The 14,448-nt window shown below is 45.9% G+C and carries 11 protein-coding genes; 5 read left to right on the top strand and 6 right to left on the bottom strand.

Annotation, left to right across the window (positions count from 1 at the left end; all coding sequences use genetic code 11):
* Positions 1-12: 12 nt before the first annotated feature.
* Positions 13-1,257: a carboxynorspermidine synthase gene (locus AOT11_RS01500; protein ID WP_017422337.1), complete on the top strand. Its 1,245-nt coding sequence runs from the start codon at positions 13-15 to the stop codon at positions 1,255-1,257.
* A 78-nt stretch (positions 1,258-1,335) separates the two neighbouring features.
* On the top strand, positions 1,336-2,469 hold the full coding sequence (nspC, locus tag AOT11_RS01495) for a carboxynorspermidine decarboxylase (protein WP_026060846.1): 1,134 nt from the start codon (positions 1,336-1,338) through the stop codon (positions 2,467-2,469).
* 62 nt (positions 2,470-2,531) lie between these two features.
* On the opposite strand, the gene AOT11_RS01490 is transcribed toward nspC, so the two are convergent.
* Together AOT11_RS01490 and AOT11_RS01485 are read right to left on the bottom strand one after the other, a co-directional pair.
* Positions 2,532-3,044: a glycine cleavage system transcriptional repressor gene (locus tag AOT11_RS01490; protein ID WP_026060845.1), complete on the bottom strand. Its 513-nt coding sequence runs from the start codon at positions 3,042-3,044 to the stop codon at positions 2,532-2,534.
* 197 nt (positions 3,045-3,241) lie between these two features.
* Positions 3,242-4,138, bottom strand: a complete 897-nt coding sequence (locus tag AOT11_RS01485) for a DUF3943 domain-containing protein (protein ID WP_170861605.1) — start codon at positions 4,136-4,138, stop codon at positions 3,242-3,244.
* A gap of 184 nt (positions 4,139-4,322) precedes the next feature.
* Between AOT11_RS01485 and AOT11_RS01480 the strand changes: the two genes are divergently transcribed.
* Positions 4,323-5,558: a CinA family nicotinamide mononucleotide deamidase-related protein gene (locus AOT11_RS01480; protein WP_017422334.1), complete on the top strand. Its 1,236-nt coding sequence runs from the start codon at positions 4,323-4,325 to the stop codon at positions 5,556-5,558.
* 95 nt (positions 5,559-5,653) lie between these two features.
* On the opposite strand, the gene yfaE is transcribed toward AOT11_RS01480, so the two are convergent.
* The 4 genes from yfaE to ubiG all read right to left on the bottom strand — a co-directional run bounded on the left by yfaE (position 5,654) and on the right by ubiG (position 10,603).
* Entirely contained in the window at positions 5,654-5,932 is a 279-nt protein-coding gene (gene yfaE / locus AOT11_RS01475; RefSeq protein ID WP_017422333.1) for a class I ribonucleotide reductase maintenance protein YfaE, read from the bottom strand.
* Positions 5,932-7,065 (bottom strand): class Ia ribonucleoside-diphosphate reductase subunit beta, encoded by a 1,134-nt coding sequence (gene nrdB, locus AOT11_RS01470; RefSeq protein ID WP_017422332.1) that lies wholly within the window; start codon positions 7,063-7,065, stop codon positions 5,932-5,934. Before nrdB ends, yfaE begins: the two co-directional genes overlap by 1 nt.
* 80 nt (positions 7,066-7,145) lie before the next feature.
* Positions 7,146-9,428, bottom strand: a complete 2,283-nt coding sequence (gene nrdA, locus AOT11_RS01465) for a class 1a ribonucleoside-diphosphate reductase subunit alpha (protein ID WP_026060844.1) — start codon at positions 9,426-9,428, stop codon at positions 7,146-7,148.
* A gap of 467 nt (positions 9,429-9,895) precedes the next feature.
* Positions 9,896-10,603, bottom strand: a complete 708-nt coding sequence (gene ubiG, locus AOT11_RS01460; RefSeq protein ID WP_017422330.1) for a bifunctional 2-polyprenyl-6-hydroxyphenol methylase/3-demethylubiquinol 3-O-methyltransferase UbiG — start codon at positions 10,601-10,603, stop codon at positions 9,896-9,898.
* 289 nt (positions 10,604-10,892) lie between these two features.
* Here ubiG and gyrA point away from each other — a divergent pair, with 289 nt between their 5' ends.
* Positions 10,893-13,604: a DNA topoisomerase (ATP-hydrolyzing) subunit A gene (gene gyrA / locus AOT11_RS01450; protein ID WP_017422328.1), complete on the top strand. Its 2,712-nt coding sequence runs from the start codon at positions 10,893-10,895 to the stop codon at positions 13,602-13,604.
* A gap of 145 nt (positions 13,605-13,749) precedes the next feature.
* Positions 13,750-14,391, top strand: coding sequence for a TPR domain-containing protein (locus tag AOT11_RS01445; RefSeq protein WP_017422327.1), 642 nt, complete (start codon positions 13,750-13,752; stop codon positions 14,389-14,391).
* Positions 14,392-14,448: the final 57 nt, after the last annotated feature.

Raw genomic sequence — 14,448 nt, 5'->3', positions numbered from 1 at the left:
TAACGGAAAACTATGGCAATTTTACAAATTGGTGCAGGCGGCGTAGGCTGGGTAATTGCACACAAAGCAGCACAAAACAACGATGTTCTAGGTGACATTACTATCGCTTCTCGCACTTTAGACAAGTGTGAAAAGATCATTGAATCGATTCATGGTCGTAACAACCTGAAAGATTCAAGTAAGAAACTTGAAGCTCGTGCTGTGAATGCTGACGATGTGGACTCGCTGGTTGCACTGATCAAGGAAGTAAAACCTGACTTGGTTATCAATGCAGGCCCTCCTTGGGTAAACCTGACCATTATGGAAGCGTGTTACCAAGCGAAAGTGTCTTACCTAGATACATCGGTAGCGGTTGACCTATGTAGTGAAGGTCAGCAAGTACCAGAAGCTTACGACGAGCAGTGGAAATACCGTGCTAAGTTCGAAGAAGCGGGCATCACGGGCATCCTTGGTGCGGGCTTCGATCCTGGCGTTGTTTCTGTTTTCGCTGCGTATGCAGTGAAGCACCTATTTGATGAGATCGATACCATTGACGTGATGGACATCAACGCAGGCGATCACGGTAAGAAATTTGCAACCAACTTTGACCCAGAAACGAACCTATTGGAAATCCAAGGGGATTCTTTCTACTGGGAAAACGAAGAGTGGAAGCGCGTTCCTTGTCATACTCGTATGCTAGAGTTTGATTTCCCGAAATGTGGTAACTTCAAAGTGTACTCAATGGCGCACGATGAAGTTCGCTCGCTGAAAGAGTTCATCCCTGCTAAGCGCATTGAATTCTGGATGGGTTTTGGTGATCGTTACCTAAACTACTTCAACTGCATGCGTGACATCGGTTTGTTGAGCCCAGAGCCACTAACACTCCATGACGGTACTGTGGTTCAGCCTCTGCAAGTGTTGAAAGCGATGTTGCCAGATCCAACGTCTTTGGCTCCAGGTTACACCGGTTTGACGTGTATCGGTACTTGGGTTCAAGGTAAGAAAGACGGCAAAGCGCGTAGTGTGTTCATCTACAATAACGCAGACCACGAAGTTGCTTACAAAGACGTCGAGCACCAAGCCATTGCCTACACCACAGGTGTTCCAGCGATTACTGCTGCACTGCAATATTTCCGCGGTGCTTGGGCAGAGGCTGGCGTATTCAACATGGAGCAGTTGGATCCAGATCCGTTCCTAGAAACCATGCCAGCCATTGGTTTGGACTGGGATGTGCTAGAGCTAACACCGGGTCAACCAACGATTCATACACTGAAGTAAGCCTTTCGCTGTATTATTCAGTCCTATCTTCAAGCCGGTGCGTTGCACCGGCTTTGTTCAGTTAAAGTGATGATAAAGATGAACAAAGAGCAATTGAAAACTCCATTTTTCATGATTGACGAAGCAAAGTTGATCCAAAACCTAGAGATTGCTAAGCAGTTAAAAGAAATTTCTGGGGTTAAATTGGTATTGGCACTGAAGTGCTTCTCGACTTGGGGTGTATTCGACATCATCAAACCTTACCTAGACGGTACGACGAGCTCAGGCCCGTTCGAAGTGAAGCTAGGTTATGAAAAGTTTGGTGGCGAAACACACGCTTACAGTGTGGGGTATAGTGAAGATGATGTTCGTGAAGTTGCGGAACTGTGCGATAAAATCATTTTCAACTCACAGTCTCAGCTGGCAGCACACCGTCATATCGTTGAAGGCAAAGCGTCTATCGGTTTGCGCTTGAATCCTGGTGTGAGTTACGCAAGCCAAGATTTGGCAAATCCCGCTCGCCAATTCTCACGTTTAGGTGTACAGGCTGATCATATTGATCCGGCAGTATTTGATAGCATCAACGGCGTGATGTTCCACATGAATTGTGAAAACAAAGATGTGGACGCCTTCATCGCGCTACTGGATTCCATCTCTGAGCGTTTTGGTGCTTACCTCAACAAACTTGATTGGGTCAGCATGGGCGGAGGCGTGTTCTTCACGTGGCCAGGTTACGATGTAGAAAAACTGGGTCTAGCGCTGAAAGCGTTCTCTGAGAAGCACGGCGTACAGATGTATCTAGAGCCAGGTGAAGCGATCATCACTAAAACCACCGATTTGGTTGTGACCGTGGTGGATTTGGTTGAAAACGGCATGAAAACGGCAATCGTAGATTCTGCAACAGAAGCACACCGCCTTGATACGCTGATCTACAAAGAACCTGCATCAGTGCTTGAAGCATCAGAAAATGGTGAACATGAGTACGTAATTGGTTCTTGTTCTTGTCTGGCTGGTGACCAATTCTGTGTGGCTAAGTTTGACCAGCCTCTGCAAGTTGGCCAGCGTCTGCACATTCTTGATAGTGCAGGTTACACTATGGTGAAACTGAACTGGTTCAACGGTCTGAAGATGCCTTCCGTATACTGTGAGCGCACCAATGGTGAAATTCAGAAACTCAACGAGTTTGGCTACGAAGACTTTAAACGTACATTATCACTTTGGTCGGTACAGTAAGTCCGGTTATGGTTATATAGAGTAAGAAAGGAGAGCAGCCAGTTGGCTGCTCTTTTTGTTTGTTAAGACTCGATAATCACGCGAGTGTCTTCACTCAAGGATTCTAGCTCGTTGGCGACGTCTTCTATATCGAGCTCGACAGGCAATTTAATCGCCATATTAGCGGTAAATAAACTGGAGCTTACACCACCACCGCCAGCAATAAATACGCGTTGGCAATCCATGTCAAGAATGCTGATGCCTTGATTGTCGAGCACGTGAGTGATCTCATTGACAATACCGGCACGATCATTCGAATCGAGACGAAGTTGGAAGATGGTTTCTTTGTCGTGAATCGTTGAGTCTGAATCTACAAACTGAACAATCAAGTCTGGGTGAGAGCTGAAGGCATCTTTAACGGTTTGAACGTGCTGTGACGGCATGTCAATTTTAATCACTGCGGCCACTTGGTCTTCAATGAAGTTAACCTTGCTGATTAGCCATTTACCCCCATTTTCATGAGTAATAGCCGCTAACTGTTTGATCGTTGTTGGAGAGGCTCTACCAACGAAATTAACGATGAATACACTGTTCATAACTTCCCCCTGACACATCAAGCAACTTGTTGATTAAAAGAAATAATCCTTGTCTGATTTCAGTGTAGAAGCTATCGATGTATGACAGGTTTGACTAAGGTCAAGTTTTTCACCTAATCCCCAAAGTGGATGGAGAAATTCAGTGGTAGGGCACAAAAAGGGCGACCGTTGAGGTCGCCCGATACAAAAATGGCTGGTTAGAATGTGACTTTGAAATCAAACCCATAGAACTGGTTGTCGTAAGCGTAGCCAGAGTCCAACGCATATTTGGCCGCATCCTGATTACCAAACCAAGGATTAGAAACAAAGTTGACTTCGGCACTGCCACCCCAAGCGTTACTGACCCAGTAATGGATATGACCAACAGGGTTAAGGAAAAACAGTGACACATCGCCCACTGTTTCGGATCCTAAAACTTCACCACCATTGGCGATAATGTTTTGCTCCGTTTCGAGCATGATTTCACCAACCACGGCACCGAAAAATGGCGTAATGAAGATATCTTGCCATGATGGTACTTCTGCAAACGCTTCTACGCCGTATTCCCAGAAGAACGTCGACATGACAGAAGAGTAAAGAAACGATTCAAATTCGTTGTATCCAGCGTGACGTGCTGCTGTGTAGTATACACCGCCAAAATATGGGTGCATGATGTAGTTTAAGAAGTGCTCGTCGCGGTCCCATACTGGACCCGAGGAAACGTTGTCTTTCCACTTGCTACCTAGATTACTGATGTCTCGAGCATCGTCATCCCACTTGGTAATGCTTTCTGGTAACAAAGTCATCAAGCCTACTGTCGCTACACTCAAACCAAGAATGGTGTAAGTTTGGCCCATCAGATAGTCCCAGTCTTTATCTTGCGGGACAATGTAGTGCTTAGGTTGCGTACCGGCGTCCAAATTCAGTTCATTGCTCGGCTCGTCTAAAGACAACGTAGTAGTAGGCTTGTAGCTATACAAGTTGTCGCTGACACAGTACTCTTGAAGGCAGTTTGTGCTGTATGAAAATTCTATATGCTTACTGAAGTCGTATTGTTCGGTAGCAGATGCAGAAGCGGTAAGAATGAGTCCACTCAAAGCTGTAGTTTTTAAGATTTGCTTTGACACAAAAGGTCTCCAAGTTGTGTTAGATGATCGAGTTCACAATTATCCCTTAAAGTGACCTTTATGGGAACAGCTGTCATCAATTTAGCCGAAACAATTGGCATAAGAGTTTGGTCTAACCAAAATATATCGCTTTAAGAGTGAATGACTCCAGATTATTTAAGGAATACGATTCGTGAAAATTGCCATGTTGAGTACAGGTGAAGAAGTCCTTCACGGTGACATTGTCGACACGAATGCCGCTTGGCTTTCAAGCGTCATGTATGAGCAAGGTTTTGCCCTGACTAAGCGTTCGACCGTTGGGGATCAAATGAATGCCTTGGTCGAAGAGCTACTCATGCTGAGCTTTAACAATGATGTCGTCATCGTCAATGGTGGTTTAGGACCAACCACAGATGATATGAGTTCGGCAGCGGCAGCCAAAGCCGCCGAATGTAAAATTGTGCTGTTTAAAGAGTGGTTGACTCGCATGGAAGAGATGTACCGTGAGCGCAATCGCCCTATGCCGGACAGCAACTTGAAACAAGCCATGTTGCCTGAAATAGCCGAGATTGTAGATAACCCGATTGGTACTGCGTGTGGTTTCAAAATGAATATCAATGAGGCGGTATTTTACTTTACGCCTGGTGTGCCACGTGAGTTCAAAGTGATGGTGGAAACGCAGATTTTGCCAGATTTGAAAAAACAATGGCCAGACAACGAAGCGTTTCAATGTAGCCGTTTGTATACGTTTGGCCTGTCTGAGTCTGGCATTTCAGATAAGCTTGATGCATTGAAGCTGCCTCAAGGCTACGAGTTAGGTTACCGCTCAAGTTTGCCATTTATTGAAGTGAAACTGTTTGGACCAAAAGATGCCCTTGATGAACGTGTCAAGGTAATGCAGCTGATTTACAAGTTGCTGGAAGGCAACGTGGTGAGTGTCGATGAGTCGATGACGCAGCACATAGGTCATATGTTGAAAGAGAAAGGACTCACCTTGGCAACCGCTGAACAGAGCAGTTTTGGCTATTTAGCGAGTTGGTTGCAATCGGATGACAACATTGCAGAGCAAAGTGGTCATGCTTGGGTGTTGTCGGCGAAAGGCAGTGAGAGCATTGATAACAGCAATCCGCTGGCTGCCGTCTTTGCCTTGGCAGGAGCGACGCGTGAAAAATGTTCGACGGATCTGGCATTGGTGACCGGTAAACTCAACGGAAAACAATTCTCTGTGGCGTTATCAGCCCATGGTGGTGAGTGGGGCATGGTGCTTGAGCTCAATCGAGTATATGGTAAAGAAGACGCGAGTCGAGTGATTAGCACGGTGGCTGCAGATTTATTACGCCGCTATTTGGAAAAGAAACCGATGTTTGGTGAGTATTTCTCGGTGACAAAAGTTAAAGAGATGTTTGTACCGAGCAGTCTCGTGAAATAAATCTGTTGGGTTAAGCGCGATTTGTTTTTGCCCACGCAGAAATGAAAAGAGCCAGCATATTTTTTGCTGGCTCTCTGTTTCTCGGTCAAAAAACACTAAGCGCGTTTTTCTTTCATCACGTAATTGACGTCACTCAATATCACATCTGTTTTCGCGCGGCAGATACACGGCAAAATCTCATTGCTTTGCGTATAGGCCATGGCAAAACCCACATACTCCACTTCGCCAGACTCAAGCTTGCAGCGACATGCACCACAGTGCCCATCCCGACAGTTATATTCTGGCAGCAACCCTGCTTGTTCCATCGTTTCCAAAATGGTGTTAGCACGATTGGATTCAAAACTGTGTAGTTTGTTGATGCGGATTTTAGGCATTAGAGTTCAAAACCCTCAAAATCGTCTGAGTGAACTTCGTTGTCAATTTGTCCTACCAAGTAAGAGGAAATTTCCGCTTCCTGTGGTGCCACTTGCACGTTGTCAGAAGACAACCAAGCGTTAATCCAAGGAATTGGGTTCGAGGTTGCATTCGGGTATGCGACTGGAAGACCAACGGCTTGCATGCGGATGTTGGTAATGTATTCAACGTACTGACAAAGAATGTCTTTGTTCAGGCCAATCATCGAACCATCTTTGAACAGGTATTCTGCCCATTCTTTCTCTTGCTCAGCTGCTTCTTTGAACAAATCAAAACACTGTTGCTTGGCTTCTTCTGCTATTTGCATGAAAGAGAAATCATCTTGACCATTGCGCAGTATGTTAATCATATGCTGAGTACCGTTAAGATGCAGTGCTTCGTCACGAGCGATCAGTTTGATGATTTTTGCATTGCCTTCCATAAGCTCACGCTCTGCGAAAGCAAATGAACATGCAAAGCTCACGTAGAAGCGAATGGCTTCGAGCGCGTTAACGGACATCAGACACAAGTAGAGCTTTTTCTTCAGCTCGTACAGGCTAACTTTAATGGTTTCGCCATTCACCACGTGCTCACCTTCGCCAAAGCGGTGGTAGTCGTTGGTCAATTGAATCAAATCATCGTAGTAGTGTGCGATATCTTTCGCACGCTTAAGAATATGTTCGTTTTCGACGATGTCATCAAACACGACACTTGGATCATTGACGATATTACGAATGATGTGCGTGTAAGAACGAGAGTGAATCGTTTCAGAGAAAGACCAAGTTTCAATCCATGTCTCTAGCTCAGGAAGAGAAACTAACGGAAGCAATGCCACGTTCGGGCTACGGCCTTGGATCGAATCAAGCAGCGTTTGGTACTTCAAGTTTGAGATGAAGATGTGCTTCTCATGATCAGGCAGTTTGTTGTAGTCGATGCGATCGCTCGATACGTCGACTTCTTCTGGGCGCCAGAAGAAAGACAATTGTTTTTCGATCAGCTTTTCAAAGATCTCGAACTTTTGCTGGTCGTAACGTGCAACGTTAACCGATTGGCCCAAAAACATCGGTTCTTTGAGCTGGTCATTTTTAGTTTGGTTAAAAGTACTGTAAGCCATGATGCCTCAATTCCTTTTAACCTCCCCTTCAGGGGAGGCATTCGATAGTCTGTATTGGTTTCGATTATGGGTGGGGAAGATTAAATCTTACAACCGCCGCCTGCACAATCGTCATCTTGTGGTTGAACTGCGTCTTTTTGCTCGTCTTTCGCGCCATCACGGGTGTTATGGTAGTAAAGCGTTTTTACGCCAAACTTGTACGCGGTGAGCAAATCTTGCAGCAGTTTCTTCATTGGCACTTTACCGCTCTCGTAGCGAGCAGGATCATAGTTCGTGTTTGCCGAAATGGCTTGGTCTACGAACTTCTGCATGATACCAACAAGATGTAGGTAGCCATCGTTTGAGCCGATATTCCACAATAGCTCATAGTTGTTCTTCAACTCGATGAAGTCAGGCACAACCTGCTTCAAAATACCGTCTTTCGATGCTTTGACCGACACATAACCACGTGGTGGCTCGATACCGTTCGTCGCGTTAGAAATCTGAGAAGAGGTCTCGGAAGGCATTAGCGCGGTGAGTGTCGAGTTACGTAGACCATGTTCCATGATCTCAGCACGCAGTGCATCCCAGTCGTAATGAAGGGGTTCATCACAGATCAAATCGATGTCTTTCTTGTACGTGTCGATCGGCATTAAGCCTTTTGCATAGTTGGTTTCGTGGAACAGTGGGCACTTACCTTGTTCTTTCGCCAACTCAACCGATGCTTTCAATAGGTAGTACTGAATCGCTTCAAACGTACGGTGAGTCAAACCATTGGCACTGCCATCTGAGTATTTCACACCATGTTTGGCAAGGTAGTACGCGTAGTTGATCACACCCACACCCAAAGTACGACGGTTCATCGTTGATTTGTACGCCGCTGGTAGTGGGTAATCTTGATAATCAAGCAGTGCATCCAGAGCACGCACCACCAATTCAGACAACTCTTTTAGATCGTCAAGTGTGTTGATTGCACCAAGGTTGAAAGCCGACAAGGTACAGAGCGCGATTTCGCCTGAATCATCTTCTACGTTAGCAAGTGGTTTGGTTGGCAGTGCAATTTCCAGACACAAGTTTGACTGGCGAACTGGCGCGACTTCTGCGTCAAACGGGCTGTGTGTATTACAGTGGTCCACGTTCTGAATGTAAATACGGCCAGTAGACGCACGCTCTTGCATGAGCAATGTAAACATCTCGAGCGCTTTTACCGTCTCTTTCTTAATTGACGGATCGTTTTCGTATTTCACATACAGACGTTCAAATTCCGCTTGGTTCTCGAAAAACGCATCGTAAAGTCCTGGGACATCGGATGGTGAGAACAGAGTGATGTTGCCACCCTCAACTAGACGTTGGTACATCAGTTTGTTCAACTGAACGCCGTAGTCCATGTGGCGGACACGGTTTTCTTCAACGCCGCGGTTGTTTTTCAGTACCATGAGTGAGCGAGCTTCGCCGTGCCACATTGGGTAGAATACTGTTGCTGCACCACCACGCACACCACCCTGAGAACAACATTTCACGGCAGTTTGGAAGTATTTGTAGAACGGAATACAACCCGTGTGGAACGCTTCACCACCACGGATTTCAGACCCCAACGCACGAATACGACCTGCGTTGATACCGATACCCGCACGTTGAGAAACGTAACGTACGATAGAGCTCGCTGTCGCATTAATCGAATCTAGGCTGTCACCACATTCGATCAGAACGCATGAGCTGAACTGACGAGTCGGTGTACGCACGCCAGACATGATTGGCGTTGGTAGCGAAATCTTAAAGGTCGATGTCGCGTCATAGAAACGCTTAACGTAATCTAGGCGTGTCTCTCTTGGGTATTTTGCAAATAGGCAAGCGGCTACCAAAATGTACAGGAACTGTGCACTTTCGTAGATTTGACCACTTACACGGTTTTGCACGAAATACTTACCTTCAAGCTGTTTTACAGCCGCGTAAGAGAAATCGAGGTCACGTTTGTGATCGAGGTAAGCATCCAGTTCATCGAGCTCTGCTTTGGTATAGTCTTCAAGGATATGCTTGTCGTATTTGCCCATATCAACGAGGCGCGCAACGTGATCGTACAGCGTTGGTGGCTCATATTGACCGTATGCTTTTTTACGCAAGTGGAAGACTGCAAGACGAGCCGCCAAATATTGGTAATCTGGCGTCTCTTCAGAAATCAAGTCAGCAGCAGATTTGATGATAGTCTCGTGGATATCGCTCGTCGTGATGCCATCATAGAACTGAATGTGAGCGCGCAGTTCTACTTGTGAAACAGAGACGTTGTCTAGGCCTTCGGCGGCCCAAGTAATCACGCGATGGAGCTTCTCTAGATCGATGTTTTCTTTACGGCCATCACGCTTGGTGACGGTAAGTTGTTGGTTCATTCTGCTTTCTTTCCCTAACAAAACTGATAAAAGCCTTATTTTTGTGTGTTTCTATTGAAACAACTGTAAATTTCTTCGTGGCTTTGTGATCAAAGTCTATCTACATATTGTAGTTCAAACACAACATATAGGGGTACTAATGTTTTCGGGTTACAAGATAGTGCTATTGGCATCGGTTTTCAAGGCACAGACTCTGGATGACTTGTGGATAACTTGCAAAATTACAAAAAACTGTAAGTAAACACTTACCGATGAGAAAAGAGCGCACTTGGATGAAGAAAAGTGTGATTTTTGGATCGGTTTATTCTTAACCGCAAACGAAAATATTTTTCTTGATCTTTATGCTTTTTTGTATGCGAAAACTGGCTTGGTTAAAATGGAATCGCAAGCACAAAAAACGTGCATGCTTTAACTAAAAAAGGCAGTAGTTTTGTGCTACTGCCTTTAAAAATTACATTCACTTTACGTTAAAACTTCTGAGTGTGAACGATGTAATTGACATCAACATTACGCCCTAATTTGTAGGTGTCGCTCAGCGGGTTGTAGTGCAAGCCGGTGATGCCTTGTTCACACAAATCGGTTTGGTCGATCATCTTAATCAATTCAGAAGGGCGGATGAACTTGTCATGGTCGTGTGTTCCTTCGGGAACGATTTTCAATAGTTTCTCCGCACCAACAATCGCAAACAGATACGATTTGATATTGCGATTTAAGGTAGAAAAGAACACGTGGCCGCCCGGTTTAACCAGTGCGGCACAAGAACGAATTACAGACTGTGGGTCGGGAACGTGCTCTAGCATTTCCATGCATGTCACGACATCGTACATTTGTGCATTTTCAGCAGCGTGATCTTCAATAGTGCTTTGGATATACGTGAGTTTGGTACCGGTTTCAAGAGCATGCAGACGAGCAACCTCAAGGGGTTCTTTGCCCATGTCCAATCCCGTCACAACAGCGCCTTCTTTTGCCATGCTTTCGGCTAAAATGCCACCGCCGCAGCCGACATCGAGCACTTTCTTGCCAAATAAACCATCTGCTTTTGACAGTACGTAATCCAGACGCAACGGGTTGATTTGGTGAAGTGGCTTAAACTCACCTTCCAAGTCCCACCAGCGAGAAGCCATGTCTTCGAATTTTTTGATTTCGTTTGGGTCAACGTTTTGTGTTTTAGTCATAAGCGCTGCTCTGGATGATTCTGCTTCCTTGAAAATAGGACGGCATTATAACGCCTTCGCTTTTTTCCTCCATAGAGAAACTGCTTTTTGTGCTGAACTGGTCAAAATTACATCCTTTATCAGCAGCATAGACAAAAAATGTGCAATTTCTCTTCGATTGATTCTCAACCGAGGTCACAACCTGATAAAAGGACAGGGAAAGTGATGCCGAACTAGGGAATTGTGTGTTATATTTTTGCACCTTACACGTATTGTACATACGATCAGAAAATAGAGGGATAATGGCTCTATGAGCGATCTAGCTAAAGAGATCACGCCCGTAAACATTGAAGATGAGCTAAGAGGTTCATACCTTGACTACGCGATGTCCGTTATCGTGGGTCGTGCTCTTCCGGATGTGCGTGATGGCCTAAAACCAGTACACCGCCGCGTGCTTTACGCGATGAATGTACTAGGCAACGACTGGAATAAACCATATAAAAAATCTGCCCGTGTCGTCGGCGACGTAATCGGTAAATATCACCCTCATGGTGATAGTGCGGTATACGACACCATCGTGCGTATGGCACAACCGTTCTCGCTACGTTACATGCTGGTCGATGGCCAAGGTAACTTTGGTTCGATCGATGGTGACTCCGCGGCAGCAATGCGTTATACCGAAGTTCGCATGGCGAAAATCGCCCACGAGCTTTTGGCTGACCTAGATAAAGAAACCGTGGATTACGTACCAAACTATGACGGTACAGAACAGATCCCTGCGGTTCTTCCTACGAAAATTCCAAACCTGCTGGTCAACGGTTCTTCCGGCATCGCAGTAGGTATGGCAACCAACATTCCTCCGCACAACTTGACGGAAGTGATTGATGGCTGTCTTGCATACATCAATAACGAAGCCATCACGATTGATGAGCTGATGGATTACATTCCTGGTCCAGATTTCCCTACGGCTGCTTTGATTAGCGGACGTAAAGGCATTATTGACGCGTACAAAACTGGTCGCGGCAAAATCTACATGCGTTCAAAAGCGGAAATCGAAGTCGAGAAGAATGGCAAAGAGACCATCATCGTTACTGAGATCCCATATCAAGTGAACAAAGCTCGTTTGATCGAAAAGATCGCTGAGCTGGTGAAAGATAAGAAAGTTGAAGGCATCAGTGCACTGCGCGACGAGTCAGACAAAGACGGTATGCGCATTGTTATTGAATGTAAGCGCGACGCAGTGGGTGAAGTGGTTCTAAACAACCTTTACGCCCAAACTCAGCTGCAAACGACTTTCGGCATCAACATGGTTGCGCTTGATAACGGCCAGCCAAAGCTATTCAACTTGAAAGAGATGTTGAAGTGCTTCGTTGATCACCGTCGTGAAGTCGTCACTCGTCGTACTATCTTCGAGTTGAAGAAAGCACGCGATCGTGCCCACATCCTTGAAGCATTGGCGCTGGCTCTTGCGAACATCGATGAAATCATCGAACTGATCCGTAACGCAGCGACTCCTGCAGAAGCGAAAGCGGGCTTAGTAGCTCGTGGCTGGGATCTGGGCAACGTAGCTGCCATGCTTGAAAGCGCCGGGACTGACGCTGCTCGTCCAGATTGGCTTGAACCTCAGTACGGCATCCGTGATGGTCAGTACTTCCTAACGGAAACTCAGGCTCAAGCGATTCTTGATCTACGCCTACACAAGTTAACTGGCCTAGAACACGAGAAGATCCTAGACGAATACAAAGCGCTACTGGACGAAATCAAAGAGTTGATGCATATCCTTGCAAGCACTGAACGTTTGATGGAAGTGATTCGTGAAGAGCTGCAATCGGTTCGTGATGCCTTTGGCGATGTTCGCCGTACTGAGATCACAGCGGCTACGCATGATATCGATTTGGAAGAGCTGATCGCTCGTGAAGACGTTGTTGTGACGCTTTCTCACGAAGGTTACGTTAAGTACCAAATTCTAAGCGACTACGAAGCACAGCGTCGTGGTGGTAAAGGTAAGAGCGCAACTAAGATGAAAGATGAAGATTACATCGAACGTCTGTTGGTTGCGAATACGCACGATAACATTCTATTGTTCTCAACACGTGGTAAGACTTACCGCCTGAAAGTATACCAATTGCCTCTCGCCAGCCGCACGGCTCGTGGTAAGCCAATTGTTAACTTGTTGCCGCTTGAAGAAAACGAACGTATTACGGCTATTCTGCCTGTGACAGAGTTCAGTGCTGATAAGTTTATCTTCATGGCGACTGGTGATGGTACCGTTAAGAAGACCTCACTTGATCAGTTCTCTAACGTACGTGCAAATGGTCTTATTGCTGTTAACTTACGTGACGAAGATTCGCTGATTGGTGTAGATATCACTGACGGCGAAAGCGAAATCATGTTGTTCTCTAAATCTGGTAAAGTGGTGCGCTTCAAAGAAGCTGAAGAGAGCCCAGTACTGGATGAAAATGGTCAACCAGTTCTTGATGAGAATGGTCAGCCAGAGATCAAGTTCAAAGGTGTACGTCCAATGGGCCGTACCGCGGCGGGTGTTCGTGGTATGAAACTCGCTGACGGCGATCAAGTTGTATCGCTGATCGTGCCTAAGAATGAAGGCGATGTACTGACTGTGACTGAAAATGGTTACGGTAAACGTACAGTGCTGTCAGAGTACCCAACCAAAGGCCGCGGCACTCAGGGTGTTGTGTCTATCAAGGTTTCTGAGCGTAACGGTAGTGTTGTTGGCGCGGTTCAAGTTGAAGACGGCGACGAATTCATGATGATCACGGACGCTGGTACACTAGTACGTACTCGTGTGGCGGAAGTGAGCCAAGTGGGTCGTAACACTCAAGGTGTCACTCTGATCCGTACTGCAGAAGACGAATCGGTCGTGGGCTTACAGCGCATTGATGAAGTTGAAGAAACTGAGCTGCCAGAAGGCGAAGAAGTGGACGCAACGGAAGCAACTGAGCAAGCACCTCAGGCACAAGCTCCTCAAGCAGACAACGATGACGCAGCCGACCAAGAGTAATCTTGCTTAGCAACGACATAACAAAGCCAGATAGTGCAAACTATCTGGCTTTTTTCTTTTTTGTCGATAGGAAGTTGGTAATGGGTCAAAGCGGGCGCTGAAAAAGTTTGCTAAGCTGAATGCTCATTTTCTAAAGGATAATCATATGGATAGCTGGTTAATTATCGCGACAATTATGATGCTGTTTTTTCTGATCAGTATCTGGATGGCGGCCGCGAAATGGGCGGCGAAACAATGGTATCTACTTAGCTTCTTAACGCTGGTTGGTGCTGTGATTACCTATGGTGTACTGCAGAGCTCCCGCCCTGAACCAAAGCCAGAAAATGCGATGTTAAAGAGCATGACGGTAGAGGACTTGATGGCGCAACTGCAAGTTCAATTAAAAGAGAATCCGAATGATGCGGAGTTGTGGTTTCAACTTGGGCAAGGGTACCTGCTTAATAAAGAGTTGGATGCTGCTTTGATCTGTTTCGACTATGCAATACAGCTGACCGAGCAGCCGTCCTCTACTCAACTTGCGGCAAAAGCAACCGCATTGTACTACCTTGGATCTCAGCAAATGGGTGATGAGGTCAGTCTTTTACTTGAGCAAGCCTTACAACTTGAACCTTACAATGAAGCCGCCTTATCGCTGGTCGCGAATGATCATTTTATCTCTTTTCGTTTTCAGCAAGCGATTAATACGTGGACCTATTTGCTGGATTCTAATGATCCTAAATTGGACAGAGAATCGGTCATCCGCTCCATTGATCAAGCCAAGGCATTGATGCAAACTCCAACCCGTTAAGCGTTTTGTGGCTAAGCAGTACATTAATTGGCGTTGTTCAAGTAAATGTTGCCAAAC

The sequence above is a fragment of the Vibrio vulnificus NBRC 15645 = ATCC 27562 genome, from assembly GCF_002224265.1.
Taxonomy (GTDB): domain Bacteria; phylum Pseudomonadota; class Gammaproteobacteria; order Enterobacterales; family Vibrionaceae; genus Vibrio; species Vibrio vulnificus.
This window is presented reverse-complemented; position numbering and strand designations above follow the sequence as displayed.